Here is a 20152-nt window from a genome sequence, read left to right on the forward strand (position 1 = left end):
GCACCCGCAAAAGGACTGAATTTAGAGAGAGTGTTATGGCCAAAGCAAAAATCGCCTACGTCTGCAGTGACTGCGGGTCGGAGCACAACAAGTGGCAGGGGCAGTGTCAGGATTGTGGTGCCTGGAATACCTTGGCGGAATTTCGTGTTGCAGCGGCGCCGGGACGGAGCGCAGCCAAGCAGGGTTATGCCGGCGCGGCTGACGGCGAAGTCATGTCGTTGTCCAGCGTCAGTGTTGAAGCACTCCCCCGATTGCCGAGTGGATTCGATGAGCTGGATCGGGTACTGGGCGGTGGCCTGGTGCCGGGGTCCGCGGTGTTGTTGGGCGGCCACCCTGGGGCAGGCAAAAGCACCCTGTTGCTGCAGGTGCTGTGCCGCTTGGCCAGCAGTTGTGACTGCCTTTATGTGACCGGTGAGGAGTCCCTGCAGCAGGTGGCCATGCGGGCAAAGCGACTTGGCCTGACGGCCGACGAGCTGAAGTTGTTGGCGGAGACCCAGTTGGAAACCATCTTGGCTCATGCCGCCCGGCTAAAGCCCCGAGTGTTGGTGTTGGATTCCATCCAGGTTCTGCACAGCGAGCAGGTGACCTCGGCGCCGGGCAGTGTGTCCCAGGTGCGCGAGTGCGCGGCGGCGCTGACTCGCTACGCCAAACAAAGTGGCACGGTGTTGCTGCTGGTGGGGCATGTTACCAAGGATGGCAGCCTGGCTGGACCAAAGGTACTGGAGCACATTATTGACTGCTCGATGATGCTGGAGGGCAGCAGTGACAGCCGCTATCGAACCCTGCGCGGGCACAAGAATCGCTTCGGTGCGGTGAACGAACTGGGGGTGTTTGCCATGACAGAGGCGGGCATGAAGGAGGTGAAAAACCCCTCTGCGATTTTTCTTAACCGCAGCGAGATCGCCGCCTCCGGAAGTGTGGTGATGGTGGTGTGGGAAGGTACCCGGCCGCTCTTGGTGGAAATTCAGGCTTTGGTCGATACCTCTGGTTTTGGCAGCCCGCGGCGGGTGGCGGTGGGTTTGGAACAAAATCGCCTGGCAATGTTGCTGGCGGTGCTGCATCGCCACGGGGGGTTACAACTCGGTGACCAGGATGTCTTCGTTAATGTGGTGGGCGGGGTCAAAGTCCTGGAGACCGGCGCCGATCTGGCGCTGTTGTTTGCCATTGTCTCGTCATTTCGCGACCGACCGTTGCCGGAAGATTTGGTGGTCTTTGGCGAGGTGGGTTTGTCTGGTGAAATCCGGCCGGTACCCAGCGGTCAGGAGCGGATTCAGGAGGCGCGCAAGCATGGCTTTAGCCGGGCGATTGTGCCCAAGGCCAACGCCCCCCGGGGAGGGCACGGCGCGATGCAGGTCATTGCGGTGAATACCCTCGCCGAGGCACTGGAGGCAATTTAGCCTCGAGGGCCTGCGCGGTTTAAAACAGCTCGATGGGCTCGTTGCCGCCGTTAAAACTACCGGGAGTGCTGTAGTCGGTCTCCCGCGGCGCGTTCTCTGTGCGGAAATACTCGAAAATGGCGTTGGACTGTCCGGGGCGTGCCAGGGTGCCGGTATCCGGATCAATGCGCACCGAGACGATCGAATCGGGTTGTTTGAAGTGGCGCTCCGGCCGGTCTTTCAGCGCTTCACGCATAAAATCGATCCAGATAGGCAGGGCGACCGAGCCGCCGTATTCCCGCCGCCCAAGCTTCTGGTTTTGGTCGAAACCCGCCCAGGTGGAGGTGACAACGCCGCCACTATAGCCGGAAAACCAGGCGTCGGTGGGACCGTTAGTTGTCCCGGTTTTGCCTGCCGCATCGCCGCGGTTAAGGACCAGCGCCTTGCGGCCGGTGCCGCGCTTCACGACATCCTGCAGAATGCTATCGATCAGAAACACCACTTCGTCGCTGAGCACTTTTGGCGCGGGTGTGGCGACAACTGCTGTATCCTGAGCGAGAATTTCATCGAGGGAAAAGTCTTCGTTGATGGCAGCGAGTTCTTCACTCTCTTCGTCGCAGTTTCGGCATACCACTTCGGGATTCGCGCGAAAGATAACGTTGCCATCCCGGTCAATGATTTTGTCGATAACATAGGGCGACACTTTGTAGCCGCCATTGGCGAAGACCGCGTAACCCGTCACCACTTTTAGCGGTGTCATTGAGTGACTACCCAGGGCGAGCGACAGGTCTCGGGGCAGGGCTTTGGTATCAAAGCCGAAGCGGCCGACGTAGTTGATGGCGGTGTCGATGCCAAGCTCGCGCAGGAGGCGAATCGAGACCAGATTTCGAGACAGGTAGAGTGCCTTACGCAGGCGCATGGGGCCATTAAAAGTGCCGCTGTCATTGCTGGGGCGCCAGGTGCCGCCAAGTGAGGCGTCATCAAACACAATGGGAGCATCATTAATAATACTGGCCGGTGTGAAGCCGTTGTCCAGGGCCGCAGTATAAATGAAGGGCTTGAAGTTCGAGCCGGGTTGGCGCTCGGCCTGGGTTACCCGGTTGAAGGAGCTCTTCTGGTAGTTGTAACCGCCCACCAGACTCAGAATGGCCCCGGTATCTGCATCAAGTGACACCAGTGAGGCTTGAACCTGAGGGAGCTGGGAGAGTTGCCAGTGACGCTTATCGTCTTTGCCGGTCATTCTCAGCCGGATGACATCGCCAGGTTTGAGAATGTCTGGCACTTTTTCGATGGTGTAGCTGACTCTGTCCTCGCTGATGTATTTGGCCACATCCTTAAGGCCCTGGTCCCAGCCGACTCGGGTTTGCTCGCCCGAGGCGAGCAGGGCGGCGAAGCTCTTTTCCTCCACCTGGGTCACGATGGCAGGGTGCCATTCGCCCACGGCACCGATGTCCACCAACTTCTTCGATAAAGACGCTTTGGCCTCGTCGTCGAGGCTTGCCGGCAGCGGCCAGTTCTTCTCTGGTCCTCGGTAGCCATGACGCTGGTCATATTCAATGACGCCATCAATAATGGCGCGGTTGGCAACGTGCTGGAGTGTGCTGTCGACGGTGGTGATGACCGAATAGCCGTCTTCATAGGCGTTGCGGCCAAAGCGATCCAGCATTTCCAGGCGAACCATTTCGGCAACGTAGGCCGCATCGACATCAAGTGGGGTGCCGTGTGCCGTAGCGGAAATGGGAGTGGCAATAGCCTCTTTAAACTCGTTGTCGGTGATAAAACCGAGGCTGAGCATTCTCGAAAGGATCCAGTTGCGTCGGACTTTGGCTCTTTCGGGGTTGGCAACCGGGTTATATGCCGAGGGCGCTTTGGGCAGGCCGGCGATCATCGCCATTTGCGCCACGCTGAGGTCGCGTATTGGTTTTCCGTAATACACTTGTGATGCAGCCTCGATACCATAGGCGTGATTGCCGAGGAATATCTTGTTGAGGTAGAGCTCGAGGATGTCACCCTTGCTGAGGGCCCGCTCAATTTCGATGGCCAGAAAGATCTCGGTGAATTTGCGGGTGAAGGTGCGCTCCTGGGTCAGGAAGTAATTTTTTGCCACCTGCATGGTGATGGTGGAGCCGCCGGTTTGAATGCTACCCGTGGTAATTAGTTGTGATGCGGCGCGCAATAAGCTGCTAACATCGACGCCGTGGTGACTATAGAAGCGGTCGTCCTCGGCCGCCAGAAAGGCCTTGATGAAGGTGTCGGGGATTTCCTGGAAGCTAACCGGGGATCGGCGTTTCTCTCCGAACTCGCCCATCAGTTGGCCATCTCGGCTGTATATGCGCAGCGGAGTTTGCAGTTGAACATCCCGCAGGGCCTCAACGGACGGCAGTTTGGGGCTGATGTAAAGGAAGGCGGCGGAAAAAACCATGACCGCGCCGGCGGCGGCGATGAGCACCAGACTGGCAAAGAGGCTGATCAGTGAGAGGCTGCGAGACATAGGTATCCTGTGAAACGGGTGTATCCATCCTGTAAAGCGGGTCTAGCATAACGAAAAGCGACGTTATATCGGTGTATTTTTTTCATTACTATTTGCGCATTGTTACTCGCTGGTATTTAATCTGGAGAATAGAAGTGCGCCCTAAGCCTAAGATATAGATAGGAAAAAGATGTGCTAAAAGGCCTGTTAGGCGGTAAATCATCGCAAAATCTCCTTGGCGTGGATATCAGCTCCAGCGCGGTGAAACTGTTGGAGCTCAGCCGCAGTGGCGAAAAGTTTCGCGTGGAAAGCTATGCGGTGATGTCGCTTCCCGCCCATGCGGTGGTGGAAAAGAACATCGCTGAGGTCGAGGTGGTGGCCGAAGTGCTCCGCTCGGTGATAGCGCGCTCGCGCAGCAAGGTGAAACGGGCCGCGGTAGCGGTGCCGGGGTCTGCGGTCATTACCAAGGTGCTGAGAATGCCCGCGGATATGAATGAGAATGCGCTGGAAGCGCAGATTTCTCTGGAAGCCGATCAGTACATTCCTTATCCCCTCGATGAAGTTGCGCTGGATTTCGAAATTTTGGGTCTTGCAGAAGACAATCCCGATCAGGCCGAGGTACTGCTGGTCGCTTGTCGACGGGATAACGTGGACTTGCGGACCGAGGCCTTGGAAATTGCTGGGCTCGAGCCAAAACTGGTGGACGTGGAAGCCTTTGCCGTTGAGCGCAGCTTCGAGTTGATGGCCTCGGCGCTGGGTTGCGATGAGAATACCGTGGTCGCTATCGTTGATATCGGTGCTTCCATGACCTCCCTGAGTGTGATCGTCGACGGCGAAACGCTCTATACCCGGGATCAGTTGTTCGGCGGCCGGCAGCTCACCGAAGAGATTCAACGCCGTTACGGTATGACCGTAGAAGAAGCGGGACTGGCCAAAAAACAGGGTGGCCTTTCCGAAGACTATGACAGTGAAGTGTTGGCTCCGTTCAAAGAAGCGGTGATCCAGCAAGTGTCGCGTTCCTTGCAGTTCTTTTATTCCTCCAGTCAGTACAACGCCGTCGACATGATTTTGCTCGCCGGCGGAGTCGCCGCGATGCACGGCTTGGCCGAGTTGGTTGAGCGGGAGTTGGGTGTAAGCACGGTGGTGGCCAACCCCTTCGGATCCATGGCAGTGGCATCCGGGGTGGATGCAATGAGCCTGAGTAATGATGCGCCAGCAATGCTAATCGCGTGTGGGTTGGCCCTGAGGAGCTTCGATTAATGGCAACAATCAATCTCCTTCCCTGGCGTGAAGAACGCCGGCAGCAGATTAAACAGCATTTTCTGGTGGTGCTGGGCGGCGTGGCAATTGTTGGAGTGCTGCTAGTGCTGTTGATGATGTCGATTATCAATGGCGCCATCAGCAGCCAGAACGATCGCAATGCCTACATACAGCAGCACATCACCAAACTGAACAAAGAGGTGGCGGAGATCCAGAATCTGGAAAAACGCCGCCAGCAACTGATTGACCGGATGGCGATCATCCAGGACTTGCAAGGCACGCGACCGCTGATCGTGCGCGTGTTCGATGAACTGGTTCGAACCCTTCCGGACGGCCTCTTCTACACCAGCCTCAGCCGCCGCGACAAGCGGATCCAGGTCGAAGGCATTGCCGAATCCAATAACCGGGTGTCGAGTTTAATGCGTAAGCTCGATGCGTCGCCCTGGTTTGCCGACCCCAATCTCACCGCGGTTAGTGCTGCGCCAGCGTTTGGGGACCAGGCAAGTAACTTTAAACTCTCCTTTCTGATTAGTGCGCCAGAGCCTGATCAGGAAGAGAAAGCCAAGAAGAAGTAGGGGGCGGCAACGTGGCGTGGCAGAATTGGGTTGACGAGCTGAAAGGCTTCGATGTCAATGAAATAAGCCTGGAGAATATTGGCGCCTGGCCCACTCTGGTCAGAGCCTTTGTTTGGCTGCTGGTTTTTATTGTATGCCTGGTGGGCGGTTACTTCTATGTGGTCGCTGATCTTCGCAAGGAGCTGGATGTAGCCAAGGCCAAAGAAGCCCAGCTAAAGCAGGAGTTTGAAAAGAAGGCCTTCAAGGCGGCAAAACTTGAGCCGCTGAAAAAACAAATGAAGGAAATGGAGGCCTCGTTTGAGGTCTTGCTTGGTCAGCTGCCGGTGGATACCGAAGTTCCGGGGCTGCTTGAGGATATGACCGAAAAGGCCGTGAGCAATGGGCTGGATATCGCCAGCATTCAGCTCCAGTCGGAGCGGGTGCAGGAGTTCTACATAGAACTGCCCATCGCGATCAAGGTAAGCGGCACCTACCACGACTTGGCCGCCTTTGTTAGCGGTATCGCCGGCTTGCCGCGGATTGTGACCCTGCACGATTTCAATATTACTTCGGACAAGGCTTTGACTGGCCAGGAGATGTCGATCACCGCCAAAACCTATCGCTACAAGGATACGGAGGGCGGCAAATGAAGCGCCTGGTATTGCTTGCTATGGTTGTCGGCGTGGCCGCCTGTAGCCCCTCTGGCAAGTTCTCTGATCTCGACGCGTTTATGGCAGAAAAGCGGGCTGCGCCAACGGGAAAAATTGACCCGATTCCGGCGATGAAGGCCTATCGCGCCTTCTCTTATAGTGCCTCGGGCCTGCGCGCGCCGTTCAGTAAACCCATCGACGTAAAAGAAATTGCCCGCCTTGAAGCCAGTGCGAATGTGAAGCCAGATTTGAGCCGAGAGCGTGAGTTTCTTGAACAGTTCTCCTTCGACTCCTTGCACATGGTGGGTACGCTCAAGTTAGCGGGTACCTTGTGGGGGTTGATCAAAGATCCGGACGGCGGTGTTCACCGGGTGCGGGTTGGAAATTATTTGGGGCGCAACTACGGTCGGATAACAGAGCTGACCGAAAACTATCTTTCCGTGGTGGAAATTGTTTCAACAGGCGGGGATGGATGGGTCGAGCGCCCACGCTCCCTTGAATTAAAAGCCGGTAAGTAGATCGAGTGGCAGACATGTTCTTAAGTACCCGAAAAATGATGCAATTCTTTAGCCTTCGCCGGGGCGCGCAAGCGAACGCAGGGCTGGGGATTGGGCCGTCGATCCTAGCTGCTGTGGGACTGAGTGCGCTTGCGTTGAACGCCTTTGCCGCTGACCTGGAGAATATCCAGTTTAACGCGCTGCAGGCAGGGAGTTTTGAGGCGAGGCTCACCTTCAGTGGTCCGCCACCAGAGGTGAAGGGCTATACCATCGAGAAGCCCGCCCGTATCGCCCTTGATTTCCCCGGCGCTGGCAGTGCGCTGCAACAGAAAAAATTCCCCCTAGCCTATGATAATGCGAGCAGCGCGGTGGTGCTGGAAGGTCAGGATCGCACTCGTCTGGTGTTGAACCTCGTTCGTCTGGCAAGTTATGAGACCCGGGTTGAGGGCAATACCCTGGTGGTCGAAGTGGGCGGTGCCGGTGGTAAGAGCTATATCAAAGAAACCTACAGCAACCCGATCGTCTCTACCTCGGCCAGTCAGCCGGCCGGCACTGACAATATGATCCGCGACCTGGATTTTCGCCGGGGCGATTCGGGTGAAGGTCGATTGGTCATTCAACTGGCCGATGACAAAGCCGACATCAACGTGTTTGTTGAAGGCAGCAAAATCAAGATCGATTTCAACGGTGTCGGCTTGCCGCAAAATTTGCAGCGGCGCTTTGATGTGGTGGATTTTGCCACCCCAGTCAAACGGATCGATGCCCGGATGGGTGAGAAGGGCGCAAGGCTTTCTCTTGAGGCTCAGGGTGAGTATGACTACTTGGCCTATCAAACCGACACCGAGTATGTGGTGAGTGTTAAGCCCCTGACCAAGCAGGAAGTGGAGCTGCGGCGTAAAGAATTTGCCTACGTTGGTGAGAAGCTGTCGCTCAACTTCCAGGATATTGAAGTCCGTTCGGTGCTACAGCTGATCGCCGACTTTACCGACCTCAACTTGGTGGCCAGCGACACGGTTCGCGGCAATATCACACTGCGTTTGCAGAATGTGCCCTGGGATCAGGCGCTGGAATTGGTGCTGAAAACCAAGGGGCTCGACAAACGTCAGGTGGGCAATGTGTTGATGGTTGCGCCAGCGGCGGAGATTGCCGAGCGCGAGCGTCAAGAGATTGAGGCCCAGAAGCAGGTCGAGGAGTTGGCCCCCCTGCAAACCGAGTTCATCCGCATACGCTATGCTGACGCTGATGAGCTGTTCAAACTGTTTAAGCCCGATAACGATGATGACGCTGGGTCCACAGGCAGCATTCTTTCTCCCCGGGGTACGGTGATTGTCGACAAGCGGACTAACTCCCTGTTGATCACGGAAACGGCCGATCGCCTGGAAGAGTTCCGCCGTCTGGTGGCGCTGGTTGATGTGCCGGTTCGGCAGGTGCAGATTGAGGCAAGGATCGTGCGGGCATCCTCCGATTTTGACCGCGCCCTGGGTGTGCGTTGGGGCGGTGCTTATGTAAAACGCGATGGCGACAAAATTTACTCGGCCAATGGCGATATCGAGAGTGATTTGGAAACCACCGGCAACTTCATTGATGCGCTGGCGTCTGGGAGTCCGACCTATGAAGCCTCGCCCGGTCTGGTGACCGATTTGGGCGTTGGTGGCGCGGCAGGTTCTTTCGCACTGGGCTTTATCAGCTCCGATGTATTGCTGAATCTGGAATTGTCAGCCCTGGAATCCAAGGGCCGCGGCGAAATTGTCTCCCAGCCTCGGATCGTAACGGGTGACAAGGAACCTGCCATTATCAAATCTGGTACCGAGATCCCCTATCCGCAGTCCTCCGCGAATGGCGAGACAACCATCGCCTTCAAAGAGGCGGTTCTGAAGTTGGATGTGACCCCAATCATTACCCCAGACGACCGCATTATTATGGATCTGGTGATTAATCAGGACACCGTTGGCGAGCTGGTCATCGCCACTGGGCTGGGCGGCCAGGTGCCGACCATTGATACCACCGAGTTGCAAACCCGGGTTCTGGTAAGCAATGGCGAGACCGTTGTGCTGGGGGGTGTTTACGACCAGCTAGACATTGAGTCCGAGACCAAGGTCCCGCTGCTCGGCGATATCCCCTTCCTCGGCAGGCTGTTCAAAAATACCTCCGTCACTCGTGAGAAGCAGGAGACGCTGATTTTTATCACGCCGCGCATTCTCGCCGATAGCCTGGTAGATTGATGAGCTGATGGCGATAAGAGGGGCGATATTTCTGGTAGGCCCGATGGGCGCTGGAAAAAGTACAATTGGTAAGTTGCTGGCGGAGTCCCTTAATCGGGACTTCCGGGACGCGGATCGGGAGATCGAAGAGCGCAGCGGCGTTGATATCCCGTGGATCTTCGATATGGAAGGCGAGGCTGGCTTCCGGGAGCGCGAGGCAGCGATGCTTGCCGAATTGGCCGATGCGAGCAATGTGGTGGTCTCAACCGGCGGCGGTGCGGTGCTCAAAGAAGAGAACCGCAAGTTGATGCTGGCGAAGGGCACGGTAATTTATCTGAAGACCTCCGTCGAGGAGCAGGTGCGTCGCACTGCCAGAGATCGCAAACGGCCCTTGCTCCGGCAGGGAAATCCGGAGCAAACGCTGCGCAATCTGATGGCCCAGCGTGAACCTCTGTATGAGGAGGTGGCCGATGTCGTGGTGCTAACGGATCTGCGCAGCCCCAAGTCGGTGGTTCAGGAATTGTGTCAGCGCCTGCAGGAAGAAGACCCCATTCTCTCCAGTTGATATACTCTCTCCCCCAGCCCGGGCACGTTACCCCCGGGCGTCCTGATGTCGATTTCTGGATGATCCCATGAAGCAGCTGCAAGTTGCGCTAGCCGAGCGCAGTTATCCTATTTTTATTGGGCGTGATTTGCTCGGGCGCAGTGAACTGTGGCGCGAATACATTCGTGGCAGTCAGGTGTGCATTGTCACCAATGAAACCATTGCACCGCTTTATTTAGCGCAGCTTCGGTCCAAGTTGTCGGGGCTGTCGGTCGTAGAGGTGATTCTCCCCGATGGGGAGCAGTTTAAATCCCTGGCCACCCTCAATCAGGTTTTTGATGCGCTGTTGGCGGCAAACCAAAATCGGAAAACCACCCTGATTGCCCTCGGCGGCGGTGTGGTTGGCGATATGTGTGGCTTTGCGGCGGCCTGCTATCAGCGCGGGGTGAATTTTATTCAGATGCCTACCACCTTGCTGTCGATGGTGGACTCGTCAGTGGGTGGCAAAACCGGGGTTAACCACCCGCTCGGTAAGAATATGATTGGCGCCTTTCACCAGCCCCAGTGTGTGGTGGCGGACTTGAGCCTGCTCGATAGCCTGCCTCCTCGAGAGTACTCGGCAGGAGTGGCAGAAGTGATTAAATACGGGTTGATCTGCGACGCCGAGTTTTTCGACTGGCTTGAGGCCAATATCGACAAGCTCATGGCCCGAGACAGTGAGGTATTGGCGGAGGCGGTTTACCGCTCCTGCCACGATAAGGCGCTCGTGGTTGCCGAGGACGAAACCGAGCAGGATCGACGTGCCATTCTCAATCTCGGGCATACCTATGGCCACGCCATTGAGACGGCGGAGGGTTACGGCAACTGGCTTCACGGCGAGGCAGTGGCGGCGGGAATGGTGCTGGCAGTGGCGCTGTCGGTGAAGCTCGGTTGGCTGGAGCCGGTCTTGCTGGAGCGCACGCGCAGTCTCCTGGCCAAAGCAGCGCTGCCGCTGGATCCGCCTGATGACATGAATGTGGATCAGTTTTTGCAGTTGATGGGGCGGGACAAGAAAGTGATTGATGGCCGTATCCGCCTGGTACTGCTCAAGGCGCTGGGTGAGGCTGTGGTGACCAGCGAGGCGCCAGTGGCGCTAATCAAGGAAGGCTTGCTGGAGGCCGGTGTCAGAGCCTGAGCCGAGGTCTTTTTCTCGCCCCGAACGGGAGGAAATGTGCGGCTGTTTGTCGGCGTTGGCGCATAAGTGTAGAATGTCCCTCCTTTTTTCCCCGAATCAAAGGGTTTGGGGGATGTCTTTTCGACTATCTTTTTGTTTTTCTTAGTAATTTTGCGAGAGTCGTTTTATGAGTACAGGCCTGTACAGACCTGAGGATGTGCGCGACAACTGCGGCTTCGGCTTGATTGCCCATATGCAGGGCGATGCGAGTCATGCCCTTTTGCAGACCGCCATCGAGTCCCTAACCTGCATGACTCACCGTGGCGGGATCGCTGCGGATGGGAAAACTGGGGACGGCTGTGGCCTGTTGCTCAAAAAACCCGATGGCTTCCTGAGAGCGGTGGCGAAAGAGGCCTTTGGTGGCGAGCTTTCCGAGATTTACGGCATCGGTCAGATTTTTCTCAGTCGGGACGACGCCAAAGCGGCCGTTGCCCGGGAAGAATTCGAAAAGGTGATTAAAAGCAATGGCTTGGCTGTTGCTGGTTGGCGTGAAGTTCCCGTTGATGACAGTTTCTGTGGCGATATTGCGCTTGCTGGGCGTCCTCGTATCGAGCAGTTGTTCATCAATGTTGATGGCTTGACCCAAAAAGAATTAACCACACGCCTGTTTGTGGTGCGTAGGCAGGCAGAAATTGCTCTGCAGGGCGACTCGGATTTTTACATTTGCAGCCTTTCTGCGGATGTCATTTCCTATAAAGGCCTGGTTATGCCAGTGGACCTGCCACGCTTTTACAAAGACCTGGGTGACGAACGTCTGGAAACCGCTATCTGCGTATTCCACCAGCGTTTTTCCACCAATACCATGCCCCGCTGGCCGCTGGCTCAGCCTTTCCGCATGCTGGCCCACAATGGTGAAATCAATACCATCGAGGGTAACCGCAATTGGGCTGAGGCCCGTACCAGCCGCTTCTCCAGTGAACTGCTGCCCAATGTCGAAGAACTGGCACCCCTGGTAAATCGTACCGGTTCTGACTCCTCCAGCCTGGATAACATGCTGGAACTGCTGGTCGCGGGTGGAATGGACCTGTTCCGGGCCGTGCGCATGCTGGTACCGCCAGCTTGGCAAAATATCGAGCATATGGATGCCGACCTCAAGGCATTTTATGAGTACAACTCCATGCATATGGAGCCCTGGGATGGCCCCGCCGGGATGGTACTGACCGATGGTCGTTACGCGGTGTGTATGCTCGACCGCAATGGTTTGCGCCCCTCTCGCTGGGTGATCACCAAGAACGGCTTTATTACCGTGGCCTCTGAGGTGGGAACCTATTCTTACTTGCCAGAAGACGTGGTGGCGAAGGGCCGAATCGGTCCTGGGCAAATTCTGGTTGTCGACACGGAAACCGGTGAAGTACTGCACACCAAAGATGTGGATGAGCGTCTGAAATCTGCCCATCCCTACAAGCAGTGGTTGCGGGAGCACGCGCACCGCTTGCAGGACCAGCTCAGCACGGTGGGTCGCCCCGAACTGCCCGAGGGTGAGCAGCTGCGCAGCATGCAGAAATATTTCCAGGTCAGCTTCGAAGAGCGCGAGCAGGTGCTGACTGCCCTGGGCGATAGCGGCAATGAGGCCGTTGGCTCCATGGGCGACGATACGCCGATGGCGGTGCTGTCTCGCCACCAGCGTTCACTCTATGACTATTTCCGGCAGAAGTTTGCCCAGGTAACCAATCCGCCGATCGACCCGCTCCGGGAAGCGATCGTGATGAGCCTGGAAACCCTGCTTGGCGCTGAACAGAATGTGTTTGAGCAGACCGCCGATCACGCCGACCGGCTGATTCTGACCAGCCCGGTGTTCTCCCCCGAGAAATTTGGCCGCTTGCAGCTGCTGAACTCAGATCGCTTCCCGCAGCAGGTCATCGACTTGAGCTATGACCCTGCGGTAACCAATTTGAAGTCTGCGGTAGAGCGAGTGGCCGCGGATGCTGAGGCCGCGGTTCGCAGCGGTAAAGTGATTTTGATTCTGAGTGATCGTCGGGTTGAGCCTGGCTTGCTCAGTGTGCATAGCTTGTTGGCGACGGGTGCGGTGCACCATCACCTGATTAAACAGGGCCTGCGTTGCGACGCCAACCTGGTGGTAGAGACCGGCAGTGCCCGGGACTCCCATCAGATGGCCTGTCTGTTTGGCTTTGGCGCCACGGCCGTCTACCCCTACATGGCTTACGCGGTGTTGAGTGACATGCTCAGCTCCGGTGAACTGCTGGGTGATGAGCAGACGGTTCATACCAACTACAACAAAGGCATTAATAAAGGCCTGCTCAAAATTATGTCCAAAATGGGCATCTCCACCATTGCCTCTTATCGTGGCGCGCAATTGTTTGAGGCGGTGGGCCTGTCTGAGGAAATTGTTGAGCTGTGCTTTGCCGGCGTTGCCAGCCGTATTGCAGGGGTCAGCTTCGAGCAGCTGCAGAAGGACCAGGAAGCCCTGGCAACCATCGCCTGGTTGCCGCGTAAGTCGCTCGATCAGGGCGGTTTGCTGAAATATGTTCACGGCAAGGAATACCACGCGTTTAACCCCGATGTGGTGATGACCTTGCAGCAAGCCGTTAAGAGCGGTGACTACGCCACCTGGAAAAAATACGCCAAGCTGGTGAATGAACGTCCCGTGGCAACGCTGCGTGATCTGTTGAAATTCGAAGGAGACGCTGCCCCCATTCCGTTGGAGGAAGTGGAGCCGATTGAAAGCATTCTGAGCCGCTTTGACTCGGCGGGGATGTCTCTGGGGGCCTTGAGCCCCGAGGCGCATGAGGCTTTGGCTGCGGCAATGAACCGTCTCGGCGCGCGGTCTAACTCCGGTGAAGGTGGTGAAGATCCCGCTCGCTTTGGCACCGAACGCGTGTCTAAGATCAAGCAGATCGCCTCCGGCCGCTTTGGTGTGACACCCCATTATCTGGTCAATGCTGAAGTGTTGCAGATCAAGGTCGCCCAGGGCGCCAAACCCGGTGAAGGTGGTCAGTTGCCGGGTGGTAAGGTCAATGCCCTGATCGCGCGTCTGCGCTACTCCGTGCCCGGTGTGACCTTGATTTCGCCGCCGCCCCACCACGATATTTACTCAATTGAGGATTTGGCCCAGCTGATTTTTGACCTGAAGCAGGTCAACCCTGATGCACTGGTCTCGGTAAAACTGGTGTCTGAGCCCGGGGTCGGTACCATCGCGGCCGGGGTGGCGAAAGCCTACGCGGATCTGATTACCATTTCGGGTTACGACGGCGGCACCGCAGCTAGTCCAATTACCTCCATTCGCTACGCCGGCTCGCCCTGGGAGCTTGGTCTGTCCGAGGTTCAGCAAACCCTGCGCGGCAATGGTCTGCGCGGCAAAGTGCGGGTCCAGACCGATGGCGGCCTGAAGACCGGTTTGGATGTGGTGAAAGCGGCGATTCTTGGTGCTGAGAGTTTCGGTTTTGGTACCACACCCATGGTTGCTCTGGGCTGTAAATACCTGCGTATTTGCCACCTGAACAACTGTGCTACCGGCGTGGCTACTCAGGACGACCGCCTCCGGGATGAGCATTTTATTGGCACCGTGGATATGGTGGTGAATTTCTTCACCTTTATGGCCATGGAAACCCGCGAGTGGATGGCCAGTGTCGGTGTGCGCACCATTGAAGAGCTGATCGGTCGCACCGATCTGCTCAAACAAGCTGAAGGTGAAACTGACAAGCACGCGCTGCTGGACCTGTCTCCGATTCTGTTTAAAGACCCGGCGGCCAATGGCCAACCCGAGTTTTGTCAGGTCAAGCTCAATGAGCCCTTCGATAAAGGTGTTAAGGCCGAAGCGATCATTGATGCCGTAATGCCCGCCATTAAAGGCAAAACCGGCGGTGAGTTCGAGTTTAAGGTGACCAACTGTGACCGTTCTATCGGTGCGCGGATCTCTGGTGAAATTGCCAAGCTCTATGGCAACCTGGATATGGAAACAGCACCGATCACCCTGCGCCTGACCGGAACGGCGGGGCAGAGCTTTGGTGTCTGGAATGCCGGCGGCCTGCACATGTATCTCGAAGGGGATGCCAACGATTACGTCGGTAAAGGCATGGCTGGTGGCAAGCTGGTTATCTTCCCGCCCCGGGGCAGCGCTTTTAAAAGCCAGGAAACCTCCATCATTGGTAATACCTGTCTTTACGGCGCCACTGGCGGACGCCTGTTCGCAGCGGGAACCGCCGGGGAGCGTTTCGGCGTGCGTAATTCCGGCGCCCACGCCGTGATTGAGGGGGCTGGCGACCACTGCTGTGAGTATATGACTGGCGGCAATATCACTGTGCTTGGCCCCACCGGGGTGAACTTTGGCGCGGGGATGACTGGCGGCTTTGCCTACGTGCTCGACGAGGCCAATCGTTTCGTAGACCGTTACAACAGCGAGCTGGTTGAAATCTGCCGAATCAACTCCGAGTCAATGGAAGCCTACCGGGCCCATTTGCGCGGCAATATAAGCGAGTTTGTCGCTGAAACGGGCTCCCAGTGGGGCCAGCACCTGCTCGACAATTTCGATGACTACATTGGCAAATTCTGGATGATCAAGCCGAAGGCCGCGAGTCTGAGCCGGCTGCTGGATTCCACCAGAAAGCGTCCTGAATAACGCCACGTAGTGAAGAGGTGACGAAATGGCTGAACGACTAAACAACAGTTTTCAATTTCTTGATGTGGGTCGCATTGATCCCAGCAAGAAGGACATCGGCGAGCGCCGGACCGAATTTGTTGAAATTTATGAGCCCTACAAGGAAGAAGAGGTCAAGCATCAGGCCCACCGCTGCCTGGCTTGTGGCAACCCCTACTGCGAGTGGAAGTGCCCGGTTCATAACTACATCCCCAACTGGTTGAAGCTGGTCAGTGAAGGCAACCTGTTTGAGGCAGCGGAGCTTAGCCATCAAACCAACAGTTTGCCCGAGGTATGTGGCCGAGTGTGTCCACAGGACCGATTGTGCGAGGGCGCGTGTACGCTGAACGACGGGTTTGGTGCTGTGACTATCGGTTCTACCGAGAAATATATCACTGACACTGCGCTGGCGATGGGCTGGCGGCCGGATATGTCCAAGCGGGTTTGGACCGACAAGAAAGTGGCTGTGATTGGTGCTGGCCCTGCCGGCATCGGTTGTGCCGACGTGTTGGTGCGTGCCGGTGTCAAACCAGTGGTATTTGATCGCTACCCGGAAATCGGTGGCCTGCTGACCTTTGGTATTCCCGAGTTCAAACTGGAGAAGTCGGTGATTCAGCGTCGTCGCGGCGTGCTGGAAGAGATGGGTGTTGAGTTTCGTCTCAACGTCAACGTCGGTACCGACATCAGCATCGATGACCTGCTCGCCGAATACGATGCGGTGTTCATGGGCATGGGAACCTACAAGTACATGAAAGGCGGTTTCCCCGGGGAGGATTTGCCCGGTGTCTATGACGCTCTGCCTTTCCTTGTATCCAACGTCAACCGCAATATGGGCTGGGAAGAAAACGCCGCTGATTTTATCAGTGTGCGCGGCCAGAAAGTGGTGGTTCTGGGTGGTGGTGATACCGCCATGGACTGTAACCGTACCTCCATTCGTCAGGGTGCCGACAGCGTGGTCTGCGCCTACCGCCGTGACGAAGAGAACATGCCGGGCTCTCGCCGGGAAGTAAAAAACGCCCGGGAAGAGGGTGTTGAGTTTTTGTTCAATCGCCAGCCGATAGCAATTGTGGGTAACGATCGGGTAGAGGGCGTGAAAGTGGTGACCACCCAGTTGGGTGAGCCTGACGAAAACGGCCGTCGCCGCCCCGAGCCCATCCCCGGCAGTGAAGAAATTATTCCCGCCGATGTGGTTTTGGTGGCCTTTGGCTTTCAGCCTGATCCGGCCGAATGGATTGGCGGCGCGGGAGTGGATATCAACAGCTGGGGCGGCATTACTGCGCCTGAGCAGCAAATGTTCAAATTCCAGACCAGCAACCCCAAGATCTTCGCTGGCGGTGACATGGTGCGCGGCTCCGACCTCGTGGTGACCGCGGTATGGGAAGGTCGCCAGGCCGCTGAAGGCATTCTGGATTTCCTCAAAGTCTAATAATTGGCAATACCTTAAATGGGAGACGGGAAACGCAGGGGCCGCGAAGGATAAGGCATACAGTGTCAGCCCCGCGCTGATCGTTGCGTCTCCCGTCTTCCGGCCTGCGTCGAGCGCACTATGACCGAATTAAAAAACGACACCTTTCTTCGCGCGCTGCAGCGCCAACCTGTTGAATACACGCCGGTATGGATGATGCGCCAGGCAGGGCGTTATCTGCCAGAGTATCGGGCCACCCGTGCCAAGGCTGGCGACTTTCTGTCGTTGTGCATGAACCCGGAGCTGTCCTGCGAGGTGACCATGCAGCCGCTGGCGCGCTACCCCCTCGATGCGGCCATTCTGTTTTCCGATATTCTCACCATTCCTGATGCGATGGGTCTCGGTTTGTATTTTGAAACCGGCGAAGGGCCTCGCTTTAAAAAGACCGTGCGCACCCAAGCGGATGTGGACGCGCTACCCATTGTTGATGGCGAGAAACACCTCACTTATGTCTGCGATGCGGTGCGCACCATTCGTCGGGAATTGAATGGTAGCGTGCCCTTGATTGGCTTCTCTGGCAGTCCCTGGACCTTGGCCACCTATATGGTCGAGGGCGGCGGTTCGAAAGATCACGCTCGGAGTAAGGCTCTGGCATTTGACCAGCCCGACCTTATGCATGGTCTGCTCGACAAACTGGCACAAAGTGTAACGGCTTACTTGAATGACCAGATTCGCGCCGGTGCCCAGGCAGTGCAAATTTTTGATACCTGGGGTGGCGCACTTAGCCACAATGCCTATCAGGAATTCAGCCTTCGATACATGAAGCAGATCGTTGACGGTCTGATAAGAGAGAATGAAGGCCGTCGGGTGCCGGTGATTTTGTTCACCAAAAATGGTGGTCAATGGTTGGAGCGGATGGCGGAATCCGGCGCAGATGCCTTGGGGTTGGATTGGACCACGGATATTGGGGCTGCTCGGCAACGGGTTGGTGACCACGTGGCCCTGCAGGGCAATATGGACCCAGCGATGTTGCGGGCCTCGCCAGCGCGGATTGAGCAGGAAGTGGCGACCATTTTGGCAAGCTACGGTGCGGGCACGGGGCATGTCTTCAACCTGGGACATGGTATTACGCCAGAGGTCGATCCAGAGCATGCGGCGGCTTTTTTGAATTGTGTCAAAGAACTCTCAGTTCCTTATCACCGCAACTGAAGTAGACAGCCTGAAAGCAAGTCCCTCAATAAGAAGGCCGCATATGCGGCCTTCTTATTGAGGGTTATGTTCGTCATGCACCTTATGGCATGACTTCAACAAAATTACGCCACTTGTTGCGCATGCTGATAAACCAGTTTGGTGCCGCTGAGCCGGTTCCGGAAAATTCGAGTTCCGGGTAGTGGGCGGTGATCCGTTCCAGGATGTTTTGCTGACGTCCGTCAATATCGATGATGAGCAAATGACGGCCGCTGGCAAGGGCCTGATTGAAGCGCTTGAAATCGTGGTGGGGTTCCTGGATGCCGAGCAAGCCGCCCTCCCAGGTAATAAAGCCAAGTAATACAATGGCAAGGAAAACAAAGGGTGTCCAGCCAACAGCGGCGGTTGCACCGCTGTAGTAGCTTACCGCCAGTGTCAGGATACTAGCGCCAAGGCCGATCAGTGCGCCGCGCTCCATGGACTGCACAACATCTTTTCGGAGCACTGCTTCCACGTCGTTGAGCTTTCGCCGTTTCACACCAGAATCATCCTGACTGAGCACATGAATTTGCGGCTCAGTTAAGCCGTTCGACTGCAGATCTTGGTGAACATTCGCGAGTCGATCTAGATCATCAGTAATAAAATAGAAGCGTTTCATGTGTGACTCCCCTTTATTTGTGGTCTGCACTCATGCTTGCTGGTCGCCTGGCAGAGCCGCACGGAAGTGATATCTTTGCAACCAAATGTCGCAATGCGGAAGATGTTGCCGCGGCGCCAAGTGAAGCTAATTTCAGTGTAACGCATTGTTTGCTACGTGCTTTCGTCATCACTGGTTCTGGCTATTTTATTTTCGTCTATGTCATCATTTCGCTAATTTCAAAATTGCATAAGCAGGCGGGAAGATAGTGTTTTGCCGCTAGCGGTGTGCTGTTCATACAGGCAAAAAAGATGGCGTTTTATCAGGCAGAAAAAGAAGCCGGTATGGTCGCGCGGTGGCTCGATGAGGTGGTGATCGGTGAGAATCTGTGCCCCTTTGCTTCGCTGCCTCGGCGACAAGGACGAGTGGATATTTGCGTGAGTGATGCGACAGACGATGACACCCTTGTCACCGATTTCATGACTGCGCTTGGCCGAATTCTCGACACGCCGGCAGAGCAGTTGGAGACAATTTTGTTGGTAGTGCCAAACCTGTATCCGGACTTTTTCGATTACAACGATAGTCTGGCGATGCTGGAGACCGCGATCCGGTTAAGCGGGGCCGAAGGCGAGGTGCAGCTGGCCAGCTTTCACCCCGGATACTGTTTTGACGGTGAGCCGGAAGATGACCCGGCGAATTACACCAACCGCAGTCCGTTTCCCATTTACCATTTGCTCAGAGAGCTCAGTGTGGAGCAGGCCCTGCGAGGCGTTGACGACCCGGATGCCATTCCCCTTCGCAATATTGCTTACTTGCGGGCGATGCCGCCCGCAAAGTTCGCGGCCCTGTTTCCAGAAAGGGGCACTGGGAAGTAAGGGCTTGGTCCTCACTAAGTCATGAGGCCGGCGTGTTCTGTCCGGCAATAGCACTATTTCGGTGGGAATTGGGCCCAAATTTCCGCCACGGCATTATTGATTGCAGCCTGGTTGGCTTTTGGATCTTTAGGGTCCAGTTCGACTACCAGCGATCCCCGCCAGGTGAGCTTTTTGTCGGCCGGGTTGATCAGGTCGATCAGGATCATAATGTTCTTCACCACGGTATCTTTGCCCAGGGGAACGCCCACTGACGTGCTCATGCCGAAGTTGCCGGTGAAACTGCCTAACCCGATACCGAGTCGGGGGCTGCGGTCGATGGTATCTGCCGCTTCAGCCACGTAGTAGCGGGCGATGAAGTCGGCCTTTTGCAGCGACTCGGCTTCCTTGTACAGCCCGGCCACTAGCTGATCCTTGAAAGCGGCCTTCACTGCGTCAATGGCAAAGGGAGACACCAGTTTGTCGCCGCCGCTGTTCTCGGCCCAAATGTATTGCTGGTAGCTGGCAAAGTTGGCTCTGGGGTTAAAGTCGGTCACCACATCGGTGGTGCTGCAGGCAGCCAAAAACAGGCTGCAAAGAAAGACGGAGAGGCGCTTTTTCATAATCAATGTCCGTTGTCGGTGATGCGGGTACTTGGACATCCTACCGCGAGCAGGATTTCCGCGTCATGGTAATAAAGCCAGTGTTTTCG

15 protein-coding genes are annotated in these 20152 nt (G+C 56.4%); 12 read left to right on the plus strand and 3 right to left on the minus strand.

Annotated elements, in window-relative coordinates:
• Positions 1-35: 35 nt before the first annotated feature.
• Positions 36-1397: a DNA repair protein RadA gene (radA, locus tag NCG89_RS13120; protein WP_251087002.1), complete on the plus strand. Its 1362-nt coding sequence runs from the start codon at positions 36-38 to the stop codon at positions 1395-1397.
• 19 nt (positions 1398-1416) lie between these two features.
• Here radA and NCG89_RS13125 read toward each other — a convergent pair whose 3' ends face one another.
• Positions 1417-3867 carry a penicillin-binding protein 1A gene (locus tag NCG89_RS13125; protein ID WP_251087003.1) on the minus strand — a complete coding sequence of 817 codons (2451 nt, stop codon included), beginning with the start codon at positions 3865-3867 and terminating at the stop codon, positions 1417-1419.
• Positions 3868-4038: 171 nt separating this feature from the next.
• Between NCG89_RS13125 and NCG89_RS13130 the strand changes: the two genes are divergently transcribed.
• The 10 genes from NCG89_RS13130 (at position 4039) to hemE (ending at position 17973) form a co-directional block, all read left to right on the plus strand.
• On the plus strand, positions 4039-5106 hold the full coding sequence (locus NCG89_RS13130) for a pilus assembly protein PilM (RefSeq protein ID WP_251087004.1): 1068 nt from the start codon (positions 4039-4041) through the stop codon (positions 5104-5106).
• On the plus strand, positions 5106-5681 hold the full coding sequence (locus tag NCG89_RS13135) for a PilN domain-containing protein (RefSeq protein ID WP_251087005.1): 576 nt from the start codon (positions 5106-5108) through the stop codon (positions 5679-5681). Before NCG89_RS13130 ends, NCG89_RS13135 begins: the two co-directional genes overlap by 1 nt.
• 11 nt (positions 5682-5692) lie before the next feature.
• Positions 5693-6310 (plus strand): type IV pilus inner membrane component PilO, encoded by a 618-nt coding sequence (locus NCG89_RS13140; protein WP_251087006.1) that lies wholly within the window; start codon positions 5693-5695, stop codon positions 6308-6310.
• Positions 6307-6828: a pilus assembly protein PilP gene (locus NCG89_RS13145; protein WP_251087007.1), complete on the plus strand. Its 522-nt coding sequence runs from the start codon at positions 6307-6309 to the stop codon at positions 6826-6828. The genes NCG89_RS13140 and NCG89_RS13145 overlap by 4 nt, the downstream gene beginning before the upstream one ends.
• Before the next feature lie 14 nt (positions 6829-6842).
• Positions 6843-9029, plus strand: coding sequence for a type IV pilus secretin PilQ (locus NCG89_RS13150; protein WP_251087008.1), 2187 nt, complete (start codon positions 6843-6845; stop codon positions 9027-9029).
• Between the two features lie 43 nt (positions 9030-9072).
• Positions 9073-9573 (plus strand): shikimate kinase AroK, encoded by a 501-nt coding sequence (gene aroK, locus NCG89_RS13155; protein ID WP_251087009.1) that lies wholly within the window; start codon positions 9073-9075, stop codon positions 9571-9573.
• A gap of 67 nt (positions 9574-9640) precedes the next feature.
• A complete protein-coding gene (gene aroB, locus NCG89_RS13160) occupies positions 9641-10726 on the plus strand; it encodes a 3-dehydroquinate synthase (RefSeq protein WP_251087010.1) in 1086 nt (361 codons plus the stop codon).
• Positions 10727-10892: 166 nt separating this feature from the next.
• Positions 10893-15341, plus strand: a complete 4449-nt coding sequence (gene gltB, locus NCG89_RS13165; RefSeq protein WP_251087011.1) for a glutamate synthase large subunit — start codon at positions 10893-10895, stop codon at positions 15339-15341.
• Positions 15342-15366: 25 nt separating this feature from the next.
• Positions 15367-16785, plus strand: a complete 1419-nt coding sequence (locus NCG89_RS13170) for an FAD-dependent oxidoreductase (RefSeq protein ID WP_251087012.1) — start codon at positions 15367-15369, stop codon at positions 16783-16785.
• A 120-nt stretch (positions 16786-16905) separates the two neighbouring features.
• Positions 16906-17973: a uroporphyrinogen decarboxylase gene (gene hemE / locus NCG89_RS13175; protein ID WP_251087013.1), complete on the plus strand. Its 1068-nt coding sequence runs from the start codon at positions 16906-16908 to the stop codon at positions 17971-17973.
• Positions 17974-18055: 82 nt separating this feature from the next.
• On the opposite strand, the gene NCG89_RS13180 is transcribed toward hemE, so the two are convergent.
• A complete protein-coding gene (locus tag NCG89_RS13180; RefSeq protein ID WP_251087014.1) occupies positions 18056-18610 on the minus strand; it encodes an NAD/FAD-utilizing enzyme in 555 nt (184 codons plus the stop codon).
• Between the two features lie 290 nt (positions 18611-18900).
• Here NCG89_RS13180 and NCG89_RS13185 point away from each other — a divergent pair, with 290 nt between their 5' ends.
• On the plus strand, positions 18901-19464 hold the full coding sequence (locus NCG89_RS13185; protein WP_251087015.1) for a DUF1415 domain-containing protein: 564 nt from the start codon (positions 18901-18903) through the stop codon (positions 19462-19464).
• Positions 19465-19517: 53 nt separating this feature from the next.
• Here NCG89_RS13185 and NCG89_RS13190 read toward each other — a convergent pair whose 3' ends face one another.
• Positions 19518-20063, minus strand: coding sequence for a DUF4136 domain-containing protein (locus NCG89_RS13190; protein WP_251087016.1), 546 nt, complete (start codon positions 20061-20063; stop codon positions 19518-19520).
• Positions 20064-20152 lie beyond the last annotated feature (89 nt).

The organism is Spongiibacter taiwanensis (assembly GCF_023702635.1).
Classification (GTDB): Bacteria; Pseudomonadota; Gammaproteobacteria; order Pseudomonadales; family Spongiibacteraceae; genus Spongiibacter; species Spongiibacter taiwanensis.